Source organism: Polaromonas sp. CT11-55, from assembly GCF_047303325.1.
GTDB lineage: Bacteria > Pseudomonadota > Gammaproteobacteria > Burkholderiales > Burkholderiaceae_C > Polaromonas.
Window position 1 is genome coordinate 1 of record NZ_JBKBEX010000004.1, and the last position, 20,254, is coordinate 20,254.

Annotated in this window: 18 protein-coding genes; 15 read left to right on the forward strand and 3 right to left on the reverse strand. The window is 65.6% G+C overall.

What is annotated here, in order from left to right; genetic code table 11:
• The first annotated feature begins 310 nt into the window (after window positions 1-310).
• The 15 genes from ACEN8I_RS05330 (at window position 311) to ACEN8I_RS05400 (ending at window position 17,820) form a co-directional block, all read left to right on the forward strand.
• Window positions 311-1,501, forward strand: coding sequence for an EAL and HDOD domain-containing protein (locus tag ACEN8I_RS05330; protein ID WP_413327076.1), 1,191 nt, complete (start codon window positions 311-313; stop codon window positions 1,499-1,501).
• 344 nt (window positions 1,502-1,845) lie between these two features.
• The gene (locus tag ACEN8I_RS05335) at window positions 1,846-2,703 is read left to right on the forward strand and encodes a CheR family methyltransferase (protein WP_413327078.1); all 858 of its coding nucleotides are present in this window, start codon (window positions 1,846-1,848) and stop codon (window positions 2,701-2,703) included.
• A complete protein-coding gene (gene cheD, locus ACEN8I_RS05340; RefSeq protein ID WP_413327081.1) occupies window positions 2,700-3,359 on the forward strand; it encodes a chemoreceptor glutamine deamidase CheD in 660 nt (219 codons plus the stop codon). The genes ACEN8I_RS05335 and cheD overlap by 4 nt, the downstream gene beginning before the upstream one ends.
• Window positions 3,356-4,456 (forward strand): protein-glutamate methylesterase/protein-glutamine glutaminase, encoded by a 1,101-nt coding sequence (locus tag ACEN8I_RS05345; RefSeq protein ID WP_413327084.1) that lies wholly within the window; start codon window positions 3,356-3,358, stop codon window positions 4,454-4,456. The genes cheD and ACEN8I_RS05345 overlap by 4 nt, the downstream gene beginning before the upstream one ends.
• A gap of 69 nt (window positions 4,457-4,525) precedes the next feature.
• Complete coding sequence (gene cheY / locus ACEN8I_RS05350) at window positions 4,526-4,924, forward strand: chemotaxis response regulator CheY (RefSeq protein WP_007873092.1); 399 nt, start codon at window positions 4,526-4,528, stop codon at window positions 4,922-4,924.
• A gap of 1 nt (window position 4,925) precedes the next feature.
• Window positions 4,926-5,585: a protein phosphatase CheZ gene (gene cheZ / locus ACEN8I_RS05355; RefSeq protein WP_413327087.1), complete on the forward strand. Its 660-nt coding sequence runs from the start codon at window positions 4,926-4,928 to the stop codon at window positions 5,583-5,585.
• Between the two features lie 274 nt (window positions 5,586-5,859).
• Entirely contained in the window at window positions 5,860-7,020 is a 1,161-nt protein-coding gene (gene flhB / locus ACEN8I_RS05360; protein WP_413327090.1) for a flagellar biosynthesis protein FlhB, read from the forward strand.
• A gap of 17 nt (window positions 7,021-7,037) precedes the next feature.
• Complete coding sequence (flhA, locus tag ACEN8I_RS05365; RefSeq protein WP_413327584.1) at window positions 7,038-9,104, forward strand: flagellar biosynthesis protein FlhA; 2,067 nt, start codon at window positions 7,038-7,040, stop codon at window positions 9,102-9,104.
• Window positions 9,101-11,437: a flagellar biosynthesis protein FlhF gene (gene flhF, locus ACEN8I_RS05370; RefSeq protein WP_413327092.1), complete on the forward strand. Its 2,337-nt coding sequence runs from the start codon at window positions 9,101-9,103 to the stop codon at window positions 11,435-11,437. The genes flhA and flhF overlap by 4 nt, the downstream gene beginning before the upstream one ends.
• A gap of 10 nt (window positions 11,438-11,447) precedes the next feature.
• Entirely contained in the window at window positions 11,448-12,125 is a 678-nt protein-coding gene (locus ACEN8I_RS05375; RefSeq protein WP_413327095.1) for a MinD/ParA family protein, read from the forward strand.
• 35 nt (window positions 12,126-12,160) lie between these two features.
• Entirely contained in the window at window positions 12,161-12,985 is an 825-nt protein-coding gene (locus ACEN8I_RS05380) for an RNA polymerase sigma factor FliA (protein WP_413327097.1), read from the forward strand.
• Window positions 12,986-13,307: 322 nt separating this feature from the next.
• Window positions 13,308-13,799 (forward strand): chemotaxis protein CheW, encoded by a 492-nt coding sequence (locus ACEN8I_RS05385; protein ID WP_413327100.1) that lies wholly within the window; start codon window positions 13,308-13,310, stop codon window positions 13,797-13,799.
• Window positions 13,800-13,833: 34 nt separating this feature from the next.
• Window positions 13,834-15,519 (forward strand): methyl-accepting chemotaxis protein, encoded by a 1,686-nt coding sequence (locus ACEN8I_RS05390; RefSeq protein WP_413327103.1) that lies wholly within the window; start codon window positions 13,834-13,836, stop codon window positions 15,517-15,519.
• 86 nt (window positions 15,520-15,605) lie between these two features.
• Entirely contained in the window at window positions 15,606-16,097 is a 492-nt protein-coding gene (locus ACEN8I_RS05395) for a chemotaxis protein CheW (protein ID WP_413327106.1), read from the forward strand.
• A gap of 28 nt (window positions 16,098-16,125) precedes the next feature.
• Window positions 16,126-17,820 (forward strand): methyl-accepting chemotaxis protein, encoded by a 1,695-nt coding sequence (locus ACEN8I_RS05400; protein ID WP_413327109.1) that lies wholly within the window; start codon window positions 16,126-16,128, stop codon window positions 17,818-17,820.
• A gap of 774 nt (window positions 17,821-18,594) precedes the next feature.
• On the opposite strand, the gene ACEN8I_RS05405 is transcribed toward ACEN8I_RS05400, so the two are convergent.
• The 3 genes from ACEN8I_RS05405 to flgA form a co-directional block, all read right to left on the reverse strand.
• Complete coding sequence (locus ACEN8I_RS05405; RefSeq protein ID WP_413327111.1) at window positions 18,595-19,050, reverse strand: flagella synthesis protein FlgN; 456 nt, start codon at window positions 19,048-19,050, stop codon at window positions 18,595-18,597.
• Window positions 19,047-19,337: a flagellar biosynthesis anti-sigma factor FlgM gene (flgM, locus tag ACEN8I_RS05410; protein ID WP_413327114.1), complete on the reverse strand. Its 291-nt coding sequence runs from the start codon at window positions 19,335-19,337 to the stop codon at window positions 19,047-19,049. The genes ACEN8I_RS05405 and flgM overlap by 4 nt, the downstream gene beginning before the upstream one ends.
• 75 nt (window positions 19,338-19,412) lie before the next feature.
• Window positions 19,413-20,114 carry a flagellar basal body P-ring formation chaperone FlgA gene (gene flgA, locus ACEN8I_RS05415; RefSeq protein ID WP_413327117.1) on the reverse strand — a complete coding sequence of 234 codons (702 nt, stop codon included), beginning with the start codon at window positions 20,112-20,114 and terminating at the stop codon, window positions 19,413-19,415.
• Window positions 20,115-20,254: the final 140 nt, after the last annotated feature.

Consider the following 20,254-nt stretch of genomic DNA (forward strand, 5'->3'; position numbering starts at 1 on the left):
GCCTTTTCTTTTGCTTACTTTTCTTTTGGCGAAGCAAAAGAAAAGTGAGTAGCTGCCGGGCTACCCCCGGCCAGCAACTCTCAAGAGGGGAAGGAGAAGGGAGGAGTGGGAGGAGGGCGCGCGCCCGCCGGAGCAAGACCCGGCCAAAAACCTATTTAGAAAACAGACCTATAAACCCCACCTTATTCACCGCAATCAATTGCACCCTTTTTCCTTACAGTCACCCCAAAACCCATCTTGCCGATGGCCGGCTGGGGTCGCTGGCGCCCAAAAAGACAAACCGCTAGCTACAACCAAACAAACCTTCACCATGCCAGACCACAAATTCCTTGTACGAGCCCCCCTGCTGGACCCCAAACAACAGGTGGTCGGCTACAGGCTCGCCTGGCAGAGTTCTTTGCCCACGAATCCGCAGGAAGACGTGCGGCAGCTGCTGGACTTTGTGGGTGAGCGGGCCCAGGATGCCGAGCTGGGTTTGCTGTTTCTCGATGCAGAGCGCGGCGTGCCGCCGGGCGGCATCCTGGCTGCGGAGGTTCCCAAACACACGGTGCTGATGCTGGACTGCGGCGACCTGGCCGAGGACTGTGCGGCGGGCATGGCTTCCATGCGTGAGCAAGGCTTGCAGCTTGCGCTGCGTGGCGCCAGCCTTGCGTTTATGAAACAACATGCCGAGACGCTGCTGCCGCTGGCCACGCACATCGAGTTGCCGCTGGGCCATCCGGATTTTGCGGCGCTCAGCAACCTGGCCAAACAGGCCGAGCCGCCGCTGGCGGTGGTGGTGCAGGATTTCCCGGGATGGGCGGAGTTTGACAAATCGGCTGCGCATGGCGTGGGCGGCTTTTTTGGGCAGCTGTGCACCACGCCGCGCCCGCTCAACAGCGCCGGCGCGCTGAGCCCGCAGGCCATATTCATTCTGCAGCTGATGCAGATGGTGCAGGAAAACGCCGACGTGCGGCACATCGAGGGTGTGCTCAAGCGCGACGCGGCGTTGTCATACAAGCTGTTCCGCTACATCAACTCGCCGGGCTTCGGCATAGAGGTCGAGATCGAATCGCTGCGCCATGCGGTGACCATGCTGGGCTATACGCCGCTGTTCCGCTGGCTGTCGGTGCTGCTGGCCACGACCAACACGGCCGGGTACTCACATGCCCTGCTGCAGGCCGCGATTGTGCGCGGGCGGTTTGCTGAGCTGCTGGGCAAGGACTTGCTGCCGCGCGGCGAGGCCGAGCACCTGTTTTTTGTCGGTATGTTCTCGCTGCTGGACCAGTTGCTGGGCATCCCGCTTGAGAAGGTGGTGAGCCAGATCCTGCTGCCCGAGCCCGTGGTGCAGGCGCTGCTGAGCCGCGAGGGCGTGTACGGCCCCTTTCTGTCGCTGGTCGAGGCCTGTGAACAAAGAGACGGCCGCGTGCCGGCGCTGGCCGATGCGCTGTTTGTGACCTCCACGCGCGTCAACCAGGCGCACCTGGCGGCGCTGGCCTGGGCGCATACGGTCACCATCTAGCGCTATCCGCGGATGAATTCCTATATCCGCAGATGAATCCATATCCGCAGATTACGCAGATTTCCGCAGATAAAGACAAAGGCAATGGAAGCTTGTGTGGTGGAAGCGTGCAGAGATTGAGAAGAAGTTCTTAGTACAGATTTTCTTTCTTCAATCTGTGTAGATCTGCGTCATCTGCGGATAAATCTTTATGCCCGAGCCCGCCGTCCCGCCATCGCCAAAGAAGCGGGCCTTTTCGCGCGCTTTTCAGGCCATGGCGGGCGGCGCAGGCTTTGTACATTGAAGCATCGCCGTTTTGCACTGTGCACAAGGCGCGTGCCCCGCGCGCGATGGCCAAAAAACCTATGAACACACCCCCGCATGGCGCCACGGCCTCGTCGGCCGGTCCGGATTTCCTCCTGACGGACCATGATTTTTCAAAAATACGCACGCTGATCCACCAGCGGGCGGGCATTGCCCTGAGCACGCAGAAACGGCAGATGGTCTACAGCCGGCTGGCGCGGCGCCTGCGCGAGCTGCGGCTGACCGAGTTCGCGAGCTATCTGCGCTTCCTCGAAGCCGACCCGCATGGCGACGAGTGGCAGCAGTTCACCAATGCGCTGACCACCAACCTCACGGCCTTTTTCCGCGAGGCCCACCATTTCCCGCTGCTGGCCGAGCATGCCAAAAAATGTGCCCAGCCCATGAGCGTCTGGTGCTCGGCCGCCTCCACCGGCGAGGAGCCCTATTCCATCGCCATGACCCTGATCGAGGCGCTGGGTGAGCGCGCGGGCGCGGCGGCCAGCGTGATGGCCACCGACATAGACACCCAGGTGCTGGCGAAGGCCCAGGCCGGCATCTTCACGATGGAGCAGGTCAGCAAGCTCTCGCCGGCGCGGCTCAAGCGCTTTTTTTTGAAGGGCGCGGGCGCGCAGGCCGGCAAGGTGCGCATACGGCCCGAAGTTGCGGCCATGGTGAAGTTCGAGCAGCTCAATCTGCTGGACGCCAAATGGGCGCTGCGCGAGCCTTTTGACGCGATCTTCTGCCGCAATGTGATGATCTACTTCGACAAGCCCACGCAAGGCCGCATCCTGCAGCGTTTCGCGCCGCTGATGAAACCGCACGGCCTGCTGTTTGCCGGGCACTCGGAAAATTTCTCCTTTGCCAGCGACACCTTCCGGCTCAAGGGCCAGACGGTGTATGAACTCGTGGCCGGCCCATGACCACGGCGCACCGGGAGACCCTGGCCACCCACCATTATTTCGACCGCGAGTTCGACATCGCGGCGGTCAAGCTGCTGCCCGGCGAATACTTTGTGACCTCCAGCGACATGGTGCTGACCACGGTGCTGGGCTCCTGCGTCTCGGCCTGTGTGCGCGATGCCGTGGCCGGCATAGGCGGCATGAACCATTTCATGCTGCCCGAGGATGCCGAGCCGGGCACGCGCGGTGCGGCGGCCTCCATGCGTTACGGCGCCTACGCCATGGAGATGCTGCTCAACGAACTGCTCAAGGCCGGCGCGCGGCGCGAGCGGCTCGAGGCCAAGGTCTTTGGCGGCGGTGCGGTGCTGGCGAATATGACCTTGCTCAACATCGGCGAGCGCAATGCCGACTTTGTGCTGCGTTATTTGCAGATGGAACAGGTGCGGGTGGCCGCCCAGGATTTGCGCGGCAACTACCCGCGGCGCATCAACTACTTCCCGGTGACGGGCAGGGTCACCATGCGCAAGCTGCGCCAGCAGGCCGACGTGGCGCTGGTGCGCGACGAGGAGCAGGCGCTGGCCGCCACCTTGCGCAGGCCGGCGCGTCCCGCCCCTGTCGAGATCTTCAGCAACAGCCAGGCCGCGGGCGCGGCCGCCAGGAATGCGTGGGTTTTATGAATGCGAACGTGAACGGGACTGTCCAAAAGATCAAGGTGCTGTGCGTCGACGACTCGGCGCTGATACGCAGCCTGATGACAGAGATCATCAACAGCCAGCCCGACATGGTGGTGGTGGCCACGGCCTCGGACCCGCTGGTCGCGCGCGACCTGGTCAAGCAGCACAACCCCGACGTGATGACGCTGGACGTGGAAATGCCGCGCATGGACGGCCTGGAGTTCCTCGAAAAACTCATGCGCCTGCGGCCCATGCCGGTGCTCATGGTGTCCTCGCTGACCGAGCGCGGCTCTGAAGCCGCGCTGCGCGCACTCGAATTGGGCGCGATCGACTTTGTGACCAAACCGCGCCTGGGCATACGCGACGGCCTGCTGTCTTACACCGATTTGATCGCCGGCAAGATACGCGTCGCGGCCAGCGCCAAACTGCTGCCGGTGCGGCGCGCGGCGCCGGCGGGCGGCGCGGCCGGCGCTGAAGTGCCCCTGCTGCACAGCCCGCTGCTGAGCACCGAAAAACTCATCATCATCGGCGCCTCCACGGGCGGCACCGAGGCCATACGCGAGGTGCTGCAGCCGCTGCCGCCTGACAGCCCGGCCATCCTGGTCGCCCAGCACATGCCGGCGGGTTTTACCAATTCCTTCGCGCAGCGGCTCAACGGCCTGTGCCGCATCGTGGTCTCGGAAGCGGTGCATGGCGAGCGTGTGCTGCCCGGCCATGCCTATATCGCGCCGGGTGGCTTTCATTTGTCGCTCACGCGCAGCGGCGCCAACTATGTGGCCCAGGTCGACCAGGCGCCGCCCGTGAACCGGCACCGGCCTTCGGTGGACGTGCTGTTCGACTCGGCCGCGCGCCATGCGGGCAAGAACGCCATAGGCGTGATCCTGACCGGCATGGGGCGCGACGGTGCCGAAGGCCTGCAGCGTATGCGCCAGGCCGGCGCCCACACCATTGCCCAGGACGAGGCCAGCTGCGTGGTCTACGGCATGCCGCGCGAGGCCGTGGCATTGGGTGCGGTTACCGAGGTGGCGCCGCTGCGCGAGATCAGCCAGCGCGTGCTGGCGCACCTGCGCTCCTTCGGGGAGCGCGCCAACCGGGTGTAGGACCTCAAGCTGAAGGCCACACCGGCCGTAAACCAATCATCAAACTGAATGAAAAAACTGGAGTGAAGTGTGGTTGATAAAAACATCAAGATCCTGGTCGTGGATGACTTCCCGACCATGCGCCGGATTGTGCGCAACCTGCTCAAGGAGCTGGAGTTCGTCAACGTCGACGAGGCCGAGGACGGCGCCGCGGGCCTGGAAAAGGTCAAGACCGGCAGCTACGGCTTTGTGGTCTCGGACTGGAACATGCCCAATATGGACGGCCTGGCCATGCTGCAGGCCATACGCGCCGACCCGCAGTTTGCCAAGCTGCCGGTGCTGATGGTGACGGCCGAGGCGAAAAAGGAAAACATCATCGCGGCCGCGCAGGCCGGCGCCAACGGCTATGTGGTCAAGCCCTTCACCGCCGTGACGCTGGAGGAAAAGATCAACAAGATCTTCGAAAAGATCGAGAAGGAGGGTGCCTGACATGGACGCACACCAAGCCGTAGCATTGCACCCCGCGGCCGCCGGCGATTCGGCCGAACAGCTGGTCAACCGCATAGGCCATCTGACGCGCCAGATGCGCGAGGGCATGCGCGAACTGGGCCTGGACAAAAGCATCGCGCGCGCGGCCGAGGCGATTCCCGATGCGCGCGACCGCCTGAGCTATGTGGCCCAGATGACCGAACGCGCGGCCGAAAGGGCGCTCAACGCCATCGACGTGGCCCAGCCCATACAAGATAGTTTGGCCAAGCAGGCGGTGGAGCTCGGCAAGCGCTGGGACGGCTGGTTCGCCAGCCCGGTCGAGCTATCCGATGCGCGCGAGCTGGTGAAAGACACGCGCAGCTACCTGGCCGAAGCGCCGCAGCAGGCCGGCGCCACCAATGCGCAGCTCATGGAAATCATGATGGCCCAGGACTTCCAGGACCTGACCGGCCAGGTCATCAAGAAGATGATGGACGTGATCAAGGACATGGAGACGCAGCTGCTGCAGCTGCTGATCGACAACGCGCCGCCCGACAAGCGCCAGGAGGCGCAGGAAGTGGGCCAGGGCTTGCTCAATGGTCCGCAGATCAAGATCGGCAATGCGGATGCGGTGGATGACCAGGGGCAGGTAGATGATTTGCTGGCGAGCCTGGGGTTCTAAGCCGCGCGGAATCCGCAGAGAAATCTATATCCGCAGATTACGCAGATTTCCGCAGATTAAAACCATTGAGGTGAAGCTTTGAATTCTTCTCTTCAATCTGTGTAAATCTGCGTAATCCGCGGATAAATTCTTCAGACCCCGCCCCGTCGCGCCACATAGCTTATTGTCCAAAGAACAGGCTGATACATGGCCTGTTTCCTTGATCGATTTCCGCCCTCCGCCTCAATAATTCTTAAGACGAGGTGCCTCTTGTGCCTCGCTCTGCGGAGTACTGATGGCGGAAGAAAGTGAGCTCGAAAAGACCGAACCGGCCTCGCCGCGCCGCCTGGAAAAGGCGCGCGAAGAAGGCCAGGTGGCGCGGTCGCGCGAGCTGGTCACCTTTGTCATGCTCACCACGGGCGTGGGCGGCCTGTGGATGCTGGGCGAGATGATGGGTGGGCACTTCAACAGCGCGCTGCGCGGCGGCCTGCAGTTCGAGCGCGCCTCGGCCTTTGATGCCTCGCACATGATGAACCAGGCCGGCACCGCCGTGCTGCACGCCATGCAGGCGCTGCTGCCGGTGCTGCTGATGATGCTGGTGGCCGCGCTGGTGGCGCCCATGCTGCTGGGCGGCTGGCTGCTGTCGGCCCAGTCGCTGGCGCCGAATTTTTCCAAGCTCAACCCGGTTGCCGGCATAGGCCGCATGTTCTCGTTCGAGTCGCTGGCCGAGCTCGTCAAGACTTTGCTCAAGTCGGCGCTGGTGGGCGGCGTCGCCTGGTGGGTGATCGCGGGCGACCTGGGCGCCATCATGGGCCTGATGCGCGAGCCCGCGCATGCCGCGCTGCCGCACACCCTGCACCTGGTCGTAGGCAGTTGCGCGCTGATCATCGCTTCGCTGCTGCTGGTGGCCGGCATCGACGTGCCCTACCAGCTCTGGAGCCACGCGCGCAAGCTGCGCATGTCGCGCGAAGACCTGCGCCAGGAGAACAAGGAAAGCGAGGGCGACCCGCACATCAAGGCGCAGATACGCCGGCAGCAGCAACAGATGGCCAAGCGCCGCATGATGGCCGAGGTGCCCAAGGCCGACATCATCGTCACCAACCCCACGCACTTCGCGGTCGCCCTCCAATACCTGGACAAGGACATGCGCGCGCCGCGCGTGATCGCCAAGGGCACCGACCTGGTGGCCCTGCGCATACGCGCCATGGCCGAGGAGCACAAGATACCGGTGCTGGAGGCGCCGCCGCTGACGCGCGCGCTCTACCGCCACACCAAGCTCGGCGATGAAGTCCCGGCGGCGCTGTATTCAGCCGTGGCCGAGGTGCTGGCCTGGGCCTACCAGCTGCGGCGCGCGGCCGAGGGCGGCGTTACGCCGCCGCGTGCGCCGCGCGACCTGCCGGTGCCTGAGTCGCTGGACCCACTTGCCCCCCTTGCCCCGGCGGGAGCCGCCGCATGACGCTGGTCGACGACCTGATGCGCCTGCCGCGCCAGATGATGGCCGGCGGCAAGGGCAAGGGCCTGGCCGGCCCGGTGCTCATCATCCTGATCCTCAGCATGATGGTGCTGCCGCTGCCGCCGTTTTTGCTGGACCTGCTGTTCACCTTCAACATCGCGCTGTCCATCATGGTGCTGCTGGTCAGCATGTACACCATGAAGGCGCTGGACTTCGCGGCCTTCCCGGCCGTGCTGCTGTTCACCACGCTGCTGCGCCTGTCGCTCAACGTCGCCTCCACGCGCGTGGTGCTGATGGAAGGCCACACCGGGCCCGACGCGGCCGGCAAAGTGATCGAGGCCTTCGGCCACTTCCTGGTGGGCGGCAACTTCGCGGTCGGCGTGATGGTTTTCATCATCCTGGTGGTGATCAACTTCATGGTCATCACCAAGGGCGCGGGCCGCATCGCCGAGGTGGGCGCGCGCTTCACGCTGGACGCCATGCCGGGCAAGCAGATGGCGATTGACGCCGACCTCAACGCCGGCCTGATCGGCGAGGACGTGGCACGCAAGCGCCGCGCCGAAGTGGCGCAGGAGGCCGACTTCTACGGCTCCATGGACGGCGCCAGCAAGTTTGTGCGCGGCGACGCGGTGGCCGGCCTGCTGATCCTGGTGATCAACATCATCGGCGGGCTGATCGTCGGCATGGCCCAGCACGGGCTGGATTTTTCGCAGGCGGCCACGAGCTACACCTTGCTGGCGATCGGCGACGGCCTGGTCGCGCAGATTCCGGCGCTGGTGATCTCCACGGCGGCCGGTGTCATCGTCTCGCGCGTCACCACCGACGAGGACGTGGGTGGCCAGCTCACGGGCCAGCTGTTTGCCAACCCGCAGGTGCTGTTCCTGACGGCCGGCGTCATAGGCCTGATGGGTTTGATCCCCGGCATGCCCAATATCGCGTTTTTGATCATCGCGGGCGGCCTGGTCTGGCTGGGCCGGCGCATTTTGCAGCGCGGCGCCGTGAGCGCGGCCGCCGCGGCTGAAGCACCGCCGCCGCCGGCCCCGACCGAATCGCAGGAGGCCAGCTGGGACGACGTGGCCCTGGTGGACCCGCTGGGGCTGGAAGTCGGCTACCGGCTGATCTCGCTGGTGGACAAAAGCCAGAACGGCGAGCTGCTGGGCCGCATCAAAAGCATACGCAAGAAGTTCGCGCAGGACATCGGTTTCCTGGTGCCCGTGGTCCATATCCGCGACAACCTGGAGATCAAGCCCAACGCCTATGTGCTCAAGCTCAAGGGCGTGCAGATCGGCGAGGGCGAGGCCTTTCCCGGCCAGTGGATGGCCATCAACCCGGGCCAGGTCAGCGCCCCCCTGCCGGGCACGCAGACCAAGGACCCGGCTTTCGGCCTGCCCGCGACCTGGATAGACAGCGGCCTGCGCGAGCAGGCGCAGATCTACGGCTACACCGTGGTCGACGCCAGCACCGTGGTGGCCACGCACCTCAACCATTTGATCCACGCGCACTCGGCCGAGCTGCTGGGCCGCCAGGAAGTGCAGCAACTGCTGGACCGTATCGGCAAGGAGTCGCCCATGCTGGTGCAGGACCTGGTGCCCAAGACGCTGTCGCTCACGACGCTGCAGAAAGTGCTGCAAAACCTGCTCGAGGAAAACGTGCCGATACGCGACATGCGCACCATCCTCGACGTGCTGGCCGAGCACGCGCCCACCGTGAGCGACACCACCGAGCTGAGCTCGCTGATACGGCTGGCGCTGTCGCGCGCCATCGTGCAGCAGATTTTCCCAGGCAACGAAGCCCTGCAGGTGATAGGCCTGGACAGCGCGCTGGACCGCGTGCTGCTGCAGGCCCTGGCCAACAGCGCCGGCCTGGAGCCGGGCCTGGCCGACAGGCTGCTGCGCGAAGCCCAGCAGGCCATGGACCGCCAGGCCGGGCTGGGGCTGGCGCCGGTGCTGGTGGTGCAGCACCCGCTGCGCGTGCTGCTGGCGCGCTTTCTGCGCCGCAGCCTGCCGCAGCTCAAGGTGCTGTCGCACGCTGAGATACCCGACACCCGCACCATCCAGGTGACCGCCACGATTGGAGCCACGACGTGAACAGCCGCAGCAGCAACGCCACCGACCAGACCTGCCGGGTCGTCGCGCCTTCGAGCCGCGAGGCCTTGCGCCTGGTGCGCGAAAAACTGGGCCCCGATGCCGTGGTGCTGTCCAACCGCGTGACGGCAGATGGCGTGGAGGTGCTCGCGGCGCTGGAGGAATTCGCCGCCGTGCCTGTGCCTGCCGTCGCGCCCGCCATGGCCCGGTCCGCGGCGCCCGCGGCCGAAAGCGACGCCGTGCTGCGCGAAATCCATTCCATGCGCGGCATGATTGAAGAGCAGCTGGCCGGCATGGCCTGGAACGACAAGCAGCGGCGCGACCCGGTGCGCGGCCATTTGCTGCGCACCCTGCTGGGCGCGGGTTTCAGCGCGCGCCTGGCCAAGGACATCCTGCAGGACCTGCCCACGGGCCAGGGCCACGCGCAGGGCATGGACTATGCGAAGGCCGAGCTCGCGCGCCGCATGCCGCTGCTCGAGGACGAAGGCGCGCTGCTGGACGAGGGCGGCGTGTATGCGCTGATGGGCCCGACCGGCGTGGGCAAGACCACCACCACGGCCAAGCTCGCGGCGCGCTGCGTGATGCGTTTTGGCGCCGACAAGCTGGCGCTGGTCACCACCGACAGCTACCGCATAGGCGCTTACGAGCAGCTGCGCATTTACGGCCAGATCCTGGGCGTGTCGGTGCATGCGGTGAAGGACGCGGCCGACCTGGACCGGGTGCTGGCCGGCCTGCGCGACAAACACATGGTGCTGATAGACACCGTGGGCATGAGCCAGCGCGACCGCGCCGTTGCCGGGCAGATCGCGATGCTGTGCGGCGCGAGCCGGCCCGTCAAGCGGCTGTTGCTGCTCAATGCCTCCAGCCACGGCGACACCCTCAATGAAGTGGTGCAGGCCTACCGCCATGGCGAGAAGCCCGGCGGCATGGGTGGCGACTGGGACCTCGCCGGCTGCATCTTCACCAAGGTCGACGAGGCCACCCACCCCGGCGCGCTGATCGACATGGCGATACGCCACCAGCTGCCGGTGCACTACATCTCCAGCGGCCAGCAAGTGCCCGAGCACCTGGCGCCGGCCGACGGCCGGGCCCTGGTCGACAGCGTGTTCCAGGCGAAAAGCCGCAGCGCGCTGTTTGTACCCGGCGAGTCTGGGCTCGAGGACAAACCCGCGGCGGGCGACCAGGAGGCGCAAGCCACCAGCGAACGCCTGCGCGCGCAATGCCGGCAACTGATCAACGCCCTGACGCACAACGCGCAGGAGCTGGCCGCCAACGCGGCCGCGCTGTCGAAGGGCGGCATAGGCTTTGAGGAAACGCGCGCGCTGTGGCGCCGGCTTTCGGCCCCTGCGGATGCTGACGACGCGCAGGGCATCTCGCGGGCGCTGCTGTCCAAGGCCGTGGAGGACAGCGCCGCACTGTGCGATGGCCATGTGCTGGCCGTGGCCGGTGAAGCGCGTGGCAGCGACGCGGCGCAAGGGCTGGTCGGCACGCTGCTGCTGTCGGACCGCACGGGCAAGGTGTTCGCGGCGCCGCTGCAAGGCCATGCGGGCCCGGCACATCCGGTACATCCGGCTGGGTGGGCGTTGCAGCCCGCGCTGGGCAGGGCGGTGGTCCATCTGTTCGCGCAGGCGCCCGAGGCCGGCCTGATCCGCCAGTGGCAGCTTGAAGGCCGCACCTGGGCGGCGGCCGGCAGCTCGGCGATGCGGTTCGTGGACCCGGACACCGGCGCGCGCGGCACGCTGGGCAAGCTGGCCGCGGGCCTGGACTTCGGCACGGCCCAACCCGTGCTCTACCGCAAGAAGGCGGCGCTGATGTCGGTGGCCGAGGCGCGCATCAGCCTCAGGCCCGAGCTTGACGAAATGGCGCCGGGCACGCAGCCGCCGCTGCCGGTGCTGCGCTGCGTGGTCAGGCGCATGGTGGATGCCGCAAGCGGCAAGGTGCTGGCCCATAGCTATGTGCTGGCCGACGAAGCCGTGCGGGTGCCGGCGCAGCGCATGGCGCAGTGGCCGGCCTGGCGCAGCGCCGCCGAACCGTATTTCAAATTGCTGGGCCAGGGCATTGGCCAGCTCGACGCGGCCGATGCGCCCGCGCGCCGGCTGATTGCCGGCCAGGCCTGCGCCACGGTGTTTCTGTTGCAAAGCCTGCAGGACGGCTGGGCGGAGACGGCACGCGCCGCACTCGCGCAGCTGGCCGGGCGCGCGCCCAAAGCGGGCCGGCCCGTGCCGGCCGCCGTGCTGCTCGAAGGCCTGGGCAAGCTGCTGGTGCTGCTGGACGCGCTGGAGACCGAGGGCGTGGAGCAGCCCTTGCCGGCGCACACGCCCGCCGCGCGCGGCTGAGGATGGACCCATGAAAGCACCGGGCAGCGACCAGGCCGACGGGCTCAGGCGCCTCATGGCGAACAGCCCGGGCCGGCTGCTGGCCTTTGTTGCCGGCGCACCGGGCGCGGGCGTGAGCAGCGTCACGCTGAACCTCGCGGCGGCGCTGGCGCGCCTGGGCCAGGACGTGCGCCTGGTTGATGAGCGCGGCGATGCAACTGCGGGACCATCGCGGCACCGCGGCCGGCTGGTGCTGCTCGATGCGGTGCTGGGCGAAGAGGGCACACTGTCGCCGCTCGCGTCCCGGGCCGACGAGATGGTGGTGCTGCTGCGGCCGCAGGCCCAGGCGATCACCGCAGCCTATGGCTGCATCAAGCGGCTGCAGCAGGCCCATGGGCTGCGGCGCGTGCGTGTGCTGGTCAACCACGCGGCCGACGAGGCCGAGGCCCAGCGCATCCTGGCCAACCTGGCCGGGGCCGCGGGCCGCTACCTGGGCCTGGCGCTGGAGCCGGCCGGCTGCATCAGCGCCGACCCGCAGCTCGCCGAGGCGCGCGGGCTCAACCTCAGCGTGGTGGAAGCCTTTCCGGGCAGCCCGGCCGCGGCGGATTTTTACCGGCTGGCCTCGGCGCTGCTGCGCTGGCCGGCGCGGCCCGCCGCCGAAGAAGACAGTGCGCTGCGCGTGGGCAGCTTGCACGCGGCCGCCGCCTGACACCCGACCGTTCAAGAAGCAGGAGGAATCCTTCCATGTACACCCCCCAGGGAAAGATGGCCCAGCCGGCCCCGTCGGAACTGCTGGCCCTGCACGCGCCGCTGGTGCGCAGGCTGGCGCTGCAGATGATCGCCAGGCTGCCGGCCAGCGTGGAGCTGGACGACCTGATACAGGTCGGCATGATGGGCCTGCTGGACGCCGCCGAGAAATATCAGGACGACCAGGGCGCGAAGTTCGAGACCTACGCGAGCCAGCGCATACGCGGCGCCATGCTCGACGAGCTGCGCGCCAACGACTGGGTCTCGCGCGGCCTGCGCAGGTCCTCGCGCAGCGTCGCCATGGCGGTGCGCGCGCAGGAGCAAAAGCTGGGCCGCGCGCCCAGCGAAAGCGAAATCGCCCAGGCCATGGAGCTGCCGCTGGCGGCCTACCAGCAGCTGCTGCACGAGATACACGGCTGCCAGCTTGTCTACTACGAGGATTTTGAGCGCGGCGACGGCGAGGCCGGCGAGAGCAGCTTCCTGGACCGCCAGGACCACGGCGACAGCGTGCTGGCCGACGAGCCGCTTACGCAGCTGCTGCAGGGCGACTTCCGGCGCCAGCTGATCGCCGCCATAGGCCAGCTGCCCGAGCGTGAGCAGCTGCTGCTCAGCCTTTATTACGAGGAAGAGCTGAACCTGCGCGAGATAGGTGCGGTGCTCGACGTGACCCAGTCGCGCGTCTGCCAGCTGCACAGCCAGGCCATCAGCCGGCTGCGCGCCGGCCTGGCCGAAGCGCTGGGCCTGCAGGAGGTGCCGCGCCCGCCCGCGCGCAAGCCGGCAACGGCCGCCCGGCCCCGGGCCGCGAAGGCCATGTCATCTTGATGGTCTTGCCTATGCAGATCTTCAAATACAGATTCATCCGCAGATTACACAGATTTCCACAGATTGAAGAGAAGAAATCTGTAGCTGGAACCTATCCCTCTGCACCGGGCACACGACCTTGCATTCTGAGTTTTTTAATCTGCGTAAATCTGCGAAATCTGTGGATAAAGATTTCATCTGCGGATATGAATTTCCGCGTCGTCTGCGGATAGGAATTCATCAAAACGCCAGGACGGCCTGGTGAGTAGCTCTTAAGTTTTCATCAGGCCGGCCGATAGATACACGGTAGAGACAGATGTCCATTGATTCCAAAGGAGTGCGTATGCACGAGACACACAACAGCCCCGCGTCGGCCGGCAAGGCCCTCGAATTCCTGGCCTTCAGGCTGGGCCACGAAGAGTACGGCGTGGACATCCAGAAAGTGCAGGAGCTGCGCGGCTACGACACGGTGACGCGCATTGCGAATGCGCCCGAGCACATCAAGGGTGTGGTCAACCTGCGCGGCATCATCGTGCCGATTGTGGACATGCGCATCAAGTTCAAGCTGGGCGCGCCCAGCTACGACCAGTTCACCGTGGTGATTATTTTGAACATCGCGAGCCGCGTGATGGGCATGGTGGTGGACAGCGTCTCGGACGTGATCACACTGGACACCGACCAGGTCAGGCCCGCCCCCGAAATGGGCGCGCTGCTGGACACCGAGTACCTGATAGGCCTGGGCACGCTGGACGACCGCATGCTCATCCTGGTCGATATCGACAAGCTCATGTCCAGCAGCGACATGGCGCTGATCAACGCCGCCGCCGCGCAATGAGCGGCCATCCCCTTTTTGTTCTGGAGTTTCCATCATGTTTTTAGGCAATCTCTCCATCGGCAAGCGCCTGGCCGTCGTGGTCGGCCTCATTCTTGCGCTGTTTGTGACCAGCAGCGTGCTCGCCGTCCTCAAGCTCAGCCAGCTGGGCGAGGAAATCAAGGCCATGGTCGAGAAGAACATCAAGACCGAGCGGGCCGGCTCCGACTGGCTGCGCCACACCACCGCGGGCATACAGCGCGCCGCGGCCATCGCCAAGAGCAGCGACGTCGGCCTGGTTGCCTATTTCGCGCCGGCATCGGCGACCTCGATCAAGAACACCAACGAGCTGCAGAAATTCCTCGAGCAGCAGATGGACACGCCCGAGAAAAAACAGCTCTTCGACAAGGTCGGCGAGCTGCGCAAGGTCTACCTGGCCGCGCGCGAGGACGTCAGCAAGGCCAAGCAGGCCGGCGACATGGAGGGCGCGAACCGGATTTTCAACGAACGGTTTGAGCCCACCTCGCGCGACTACCTGGCCGGCGTGCAGAAGATGGTCGACACCGAGCGCGAACTGCTCGATGACGCGGCGCAGCGCGGCGAGGAACTGCGCGCCAGGATCAGCCTGCTGCTGGTGGTCTGCAGCGTGGTCTCCCTGGGTCTGGGCGCCCTGCTGGCCTGGCTGCTGGTGCGCAGCATCACCCGGCCGCTGTCGCATGCGGTGCAGGTGGCGCGCGCGGTGGCCGCCGGCGACCTGACCAGCCGGATTGAGGTTGAGAGCCAGGACGAGACTGGCCAGCTCATGCAGGCGCTGAAAGACATGAACGACAGCCTGGTGGGCATCGTCGGCAATGTGCGCAGCGGCACGGACACGATTGCCACCGCATCGAGCGAGATCGCGGCCGGCAACCATGACTTGTCATCGCGCACCGAACAGCAGGCCAGCTCTCTTGAAGAGACGGCGGCGTCGATGGAAGAGCTGACCTCCACCGTCAAACAGAATGCCGACAACGCACGCCAGGCCAACCAGCTGGCGGTGTCAGCGTCCAGTGTTGCCGTCAAGGGCGGCAATGTTGTCGCCGAAGTGGTCGGCACCATGGGCGCCATCAATGCGTCGTCCCGAAAAATCGTCGACATCATCGGCGTGATTGACGGCATCGCCTTCCAGACCAATATCCTGGCGCTCAATGCCGCTGTTGAAGCGGCCCGTGCCGGCGAGCAGGGGCGCGGCTTTGCAGTCGTTGCTGCCGAGGTACGCAACCTGGCCCAGCGCAGCGCGGCGGCGGCCAAGGAGATCAAGACCCTGATCGATGATTCGGTCAGCAAGGTCGAGGAGGGCAGCAGCCAGGTCGCCGAAGCCGGCAAGACCATGGACGAGATCGTCGACAGCGTCAAGCGCGTGACCGACATCATGGCCGAGATCACCGCCGCCAGCCAGGAACAAACCTCCGGCATAGAGCAGATCAACCAGGCCATCACGCAGATGGACCAGGTCACGCAGCAGAACGCGGCACTCGTTGAGGAAGCCGCCGCCGCGGCGTCCTCCTTGCAGGAGCAGGCCAGCGGCCTCTCGCAAGCGGTCAGCGTGTTCAAGGTCGAGGGTGGGCACGTCACTCCGGCGCGCCGCCCGGCCGCTACGCCCAAACAGCCGCCGCAGGCCCGCCAGGCCATCGCGGCTTCGCGAAAGACCGCGGCTGTGAATGGCGAGCTGGCCGTCGCCGGTGGCGGTTGGGAAAGCTTTTAGGTCATAAGGCCGGGTGAGTAGCTCTTAAGTTTGCGCCGCAGCCAGCCGATAAGTACAGACAGCCATTGATTTCTAAAGGAGTGCGTATGCACGAGACAAACAAACAAGCCGAAGCGGGCACCGGCAAGGCCCTCGAATTCCTGGCCTTCAGGCTGGGCCAGGAAGAGTACGGCGTGGACATCCAGAAAGTGCAGGAGCTGCGCGGCTATGACACGGTGACGCGCATCGCCAATGCGCCAGAGCACATCAAGGGCGTGGTCAACCTGCGCGGCATCATCGTGCCGATCGTGGACATGCGCATCAAGTTCAATCTGGGAACACCCAGCTACGACCAGTTCACCGTGGTGATCATCCTGAACATCGCCAGCCGGGTGATGGGCATGGTGGTGGACAGCGTCTCGGATGTGATCACGCTCAGCCCCGAGCAAGTCAGGCCCGCGCCCGAAATGGGCGCGCTGCTGGACACCGAATACCTGATAGGCCTGGGCACGCTGGACGAGCGCATGCTGATCCTGGTTGATATCGACAAGCTCATGTCCAGCAGCGACATGGCGCTGATAGAGCGCGCCACGCTTTAAGCCCTTCAAACCCTGAAAGTTCGCACCCATGTCACTCAACAACATCAAGGTCGGCAGCCGCCTGGCGCTGGCTTTCGGCCTGATTCTTTTTATCATGGCGGCGATTTCCGCCACCGGCGTCTGGCGCCTGCAGGGCCTGGCCGAGACCACCCACCAGCTGGGCACCATAGACAACGAAAAGCTCAAGATGGCGGTGCAATGGCGCCAGACCATAGACCTGAACTGGATACGCACCCGTGCCTCCATCATGGACGCCGACACCAGCCGCATCCCGATGTGGCAGGCCGACATGGACAAGACCTCGGAGATCTCCAACGCCTCGCGCAAGCGCCTGGTCGAGCTGGTCCAGACGGAAGAGGGCAAAAAACTGCTGGCCAGCATAGACGCCGCGCGCGAGGCCTACCGCACGCCGCGCGCCGCCGTGCTCAAGCGGCGCCAGGCCGGGGAAGACGTCACCGCCGTGCTGGAGCGTGAGCTCAAGCCGCTGGCCGAGGCCTACAGCGAGAGCATCCACAAACTCGAAGAACAGCAGCAAAAGCTGTATGACGCCGCGCTGGTGCGCGCCGAAGAAAACGCGGCCCAGGGCCGGCTGATCCTGGTCGTGGGCGCGGTGCTGGCCTTGCTGCTGGGGGCTGCGTCGGCCGTTGTGCTGACCCGTTCCATCACCGGGCCTTTGCGCCAGGCGGCCCGCAGCGCGCGTTTTATCGCCGACGGCGACCTGACCCAGCCCGTCCACAGCACGGGTCGCGACGAGGCCGCCGAACTGCTGCAGGCCTTGAAGACCATGCAGGACAATCTGCTAGGCATCGTCGGCAATGTGCGCAGCGGCACGGACACCATCGCGACGGCCTCGAGCCAGATCGCGGCCGGCAACCATGACCTGTCGTCCCGCACCGAGCAGCAGGCCAGCTCTCTTGAAGAGACTGCTGCTTCGATGGAGGAACTGACAAGTACCGTCAAACAGAATGCCGACAACGCCAGGCAAGCGAATCAGCTGGCGGTGTCCGCATCCAGTGTTGCCGTCAAGGGCGGCAGTGTGGTGGCCGAAGTGGTTGGCACCATGGGCGCCATCAATGCGTCGTCCCGAAAAATCGTCGACATCATCGGCGTGATCGACGGCATCGCCTTCCAGACCAATATCCTGGCGCTCAATGCCGCTGTGGAAGCCGCGCGTGCCGGCGAACAGGGCCGGGGCTTTGCCGTGGTGGCCGCCGAGGTGCGCAACCTGGCGCAGCGTAGCGCCGCGGCTGCCAAGGAAATCAAGACGTTGATCGGCGACTCGGTCGACAAGGTCGAAGAAGGCAGCAAGCAGGTCGCCGAAGCCGGCAAAACCATGGACGAGATTGTCGACAGCGTCAAACGCGTGACCGACATCATGGCCGAGATCACCGCGGCCAGCCAGGAGCAGACCTCCGGCATCGAGCAGATCAACCAGGCGATCACCCAGATGGACCAGGTGACGCAGCAGAACGCGGCACTCGTTGAGGAAGCCGCCGCCGCGGCGTCCTCCTTGCAGGAGCAGGCCAGCGGCCTGTCGCAGGTGGTGAGTGTGTTCAAGGTGAGCGGCGGGCATGCGCCGGCTGCGCAGCAGCCGCGCGCCAGCGTGGCCCGGCCCGCGACGCCCAAACAGCCGCCGCAAGTGCGTGAGGCGATTGCCGCGCCTCGCAGAGCGGCTGGCGGTGACCTTGCCATGGCCGGTGGCGGAAGCTGGGAAACGTTTTAAGCCGGGTCTTGCGCCGGCGGGCGCGCTCTCCTCTTTCTACCTCCTCCTTCCTCTTCTTGGTTCAGCTGGCCGGGTCTCGCCCCGGCGGGCGAGGCACTTTTATCGAAACCCGCAAAGCGGGTTTTCTTTGTTCGCCAAAGGCGCGCTACGCGCGCGGGGTTTGCTCACTTCGCGCAGCGAAGTTACGCAAACACCAAAAGTACCCAAAAGAAAGGCGACCCGCAGTCTGGGTCCCCTGCGCTACGCTCCGGGGCAACCTGCGGTGCTCGAGCCAAGCGGGGTCAAAAACAACTCGCTTCGCTCAAACACGTTTTTGCCCTGATCCGCTTGTCTCTGCGCTCCTCGGCCCAGCCAGGACGGGGAAGTCCGAATACAAGAAGAAAAATGCCGAACTCCAAAACAAGGACACGCCGTGGCGTGTCCTTGTGGTTTTAGGTATTTGGTTTTTTTTGCCTTTGGCTGTTCGGTATCCGGGCCCCTTGTGTATGCGCCGAGGAGCGCAGGTCCAGACGGATAAGGGCAAAAACTTGTTTGAGCCGAAGGCGAGTTGTTTTTGACCCCGGCTGGACCGAGCACCACAGGCTGCCCGCAGCGAAGCGGAGGGACGCAGACACCAGGGTCGCCTTTTCTTTTGCTTACTTTTCTTTTGGCGAAGCAAAAGAAAAGTGAGTTGCCGCCGGGCAACCCCCGGCCAGCAGGACTAAGCAGAGGAAAGAGGGGAAAGAGCGCGCCCGCCGGAGCAAGACCCGGCTTCCCTCAGCGGGGGATGGGGGGTTAGCCAACCCCCAGCCGATTCCCACTACCACCCGACTGGTGCGTCCCATCCGGCCCATACAGCGGCTGGCCGCCGGCCTTGAGGAAATTCAGGGTCTGGCGCGTGAAGTCCAGATGGGTGTGGACCATCACGCCGTTGCGGTGGTTCATGGCCTGGGCTTCGGCCGCGCGGGCCAGCAATTGCTGCCAGGCGCTCTTGAGCACGGCGTCGCCCGCGGCGGCCGCGGCATCGGCGCCGGCGCGGCCGGGGCCGTAGCCCAGGCCTTGCTGCAGCGCTTCGCGTTGGCGGCTGATGGTGGTGATCTGGCTTGCCAGCTGGGACTTGCGCTCGGCCAGGCCGGGCAGTTCGGTGAACAGTCCCTCGGTCATGGCATGGGCTTCCAGGCCCAGCAGTTCAAGAAACAAGCCTGTCGCCGCATGTTCGCGGTGCAGCAGTCCGACCAGCGCGCTGCTCATTTTTGGGGCTCTTCGCCGCCCAGCAGGTCGCGCACCGTGGCCAGCAGGCCGTCGGCGATCTTCGTGGTATTGACCTGGTAGCGGCCGGCGCCGATTTCTTCGCGGATGCGGGCCACGCGCGCGGCGTCGAAGTCTGACTGGCTGGACAGCAGCGGCGCGGGCGAGACCGGGCGCGACAGGGCTGTGGGAGCAGGCGCGGCCGATGCGGGCCGGCTTTCGCGGGTGGAACTGGGGGCCACGCTGTCGGCCACATTCTTGAGGAATGTGAAGGTTTTCTGGATATTCATGGGGGTATTCCTCAGGGGGATCTGATCGTTCTAACGGCCGCCTGGATGAAAACTTTAGGGCTCATTCCTAAAAATTCAGTGAACCCGTTCCACCGTGCCGTCGGCCAGGGCGATGCCACTGAGCAACTGGCCGCCGGCCGTCTTGACCTGGACCAGGGCGCCCACCGCGGCGCTGCTCATGGCCTTGCCTTCGGTGCTGACGGTAAAACCGGGGCCGCGTGTGCGCAGGCGTATGGCCTGGCCCTGCTGCACCGCGATGGCGGCGCGCAGCGATTCGCGCCTGAGTGGCGCGCCCGAGGCTATGGTGTTCAGCGCCGTGACGCCGTCGAACTGCGCCGGGTCCGTGACCACGCCGCGCGGCAGGGCAGCGAGGTCGCCTTCACGCAGGGTGGCATCGGTTGCGGTGAGCACCTGGCCGGCGCTGATCGGCCGGGCCGCGACATAGTAATTGCCGCGCACGGCCACATAGGCCGGCACATAACGGGTCCAGGGCTGGGCCGAGTTGCAGCGCACGCCGACAGACACACGGCCCCAGAGCCGCGCGCCGCCCGGCAAAAAAGGTTCGGGCGCGTCGCAGGGCGGGAGCGCGCCCGACAGGGGCGTGTCTATCGTGATCACCACCTGGCCGGGCAGGCCCGCGGCCTGCTCCTGCAAAAAGCGCTCTATCGCGGGACGCGCGCTGCCGGCCAGCGGCGCGGCTTGCGGGGGTGCGGCGCGCACTGGCTGGCTGGAAACGGCCATGCCGGCGAGCAGCAGGACGAGGCTAGGCGCGGACATCTTGAGAGGGTTTTTCACAGATTTCCAAGATTGAAGAGAAAGTGGTTGTACTCAAAATTTCATTCCTGTCTCTGCACGCCAGCTACATGACTTTCATCATGATGGTTTTCATCTGCGTCAATCTGCGAAATCTGTGGATA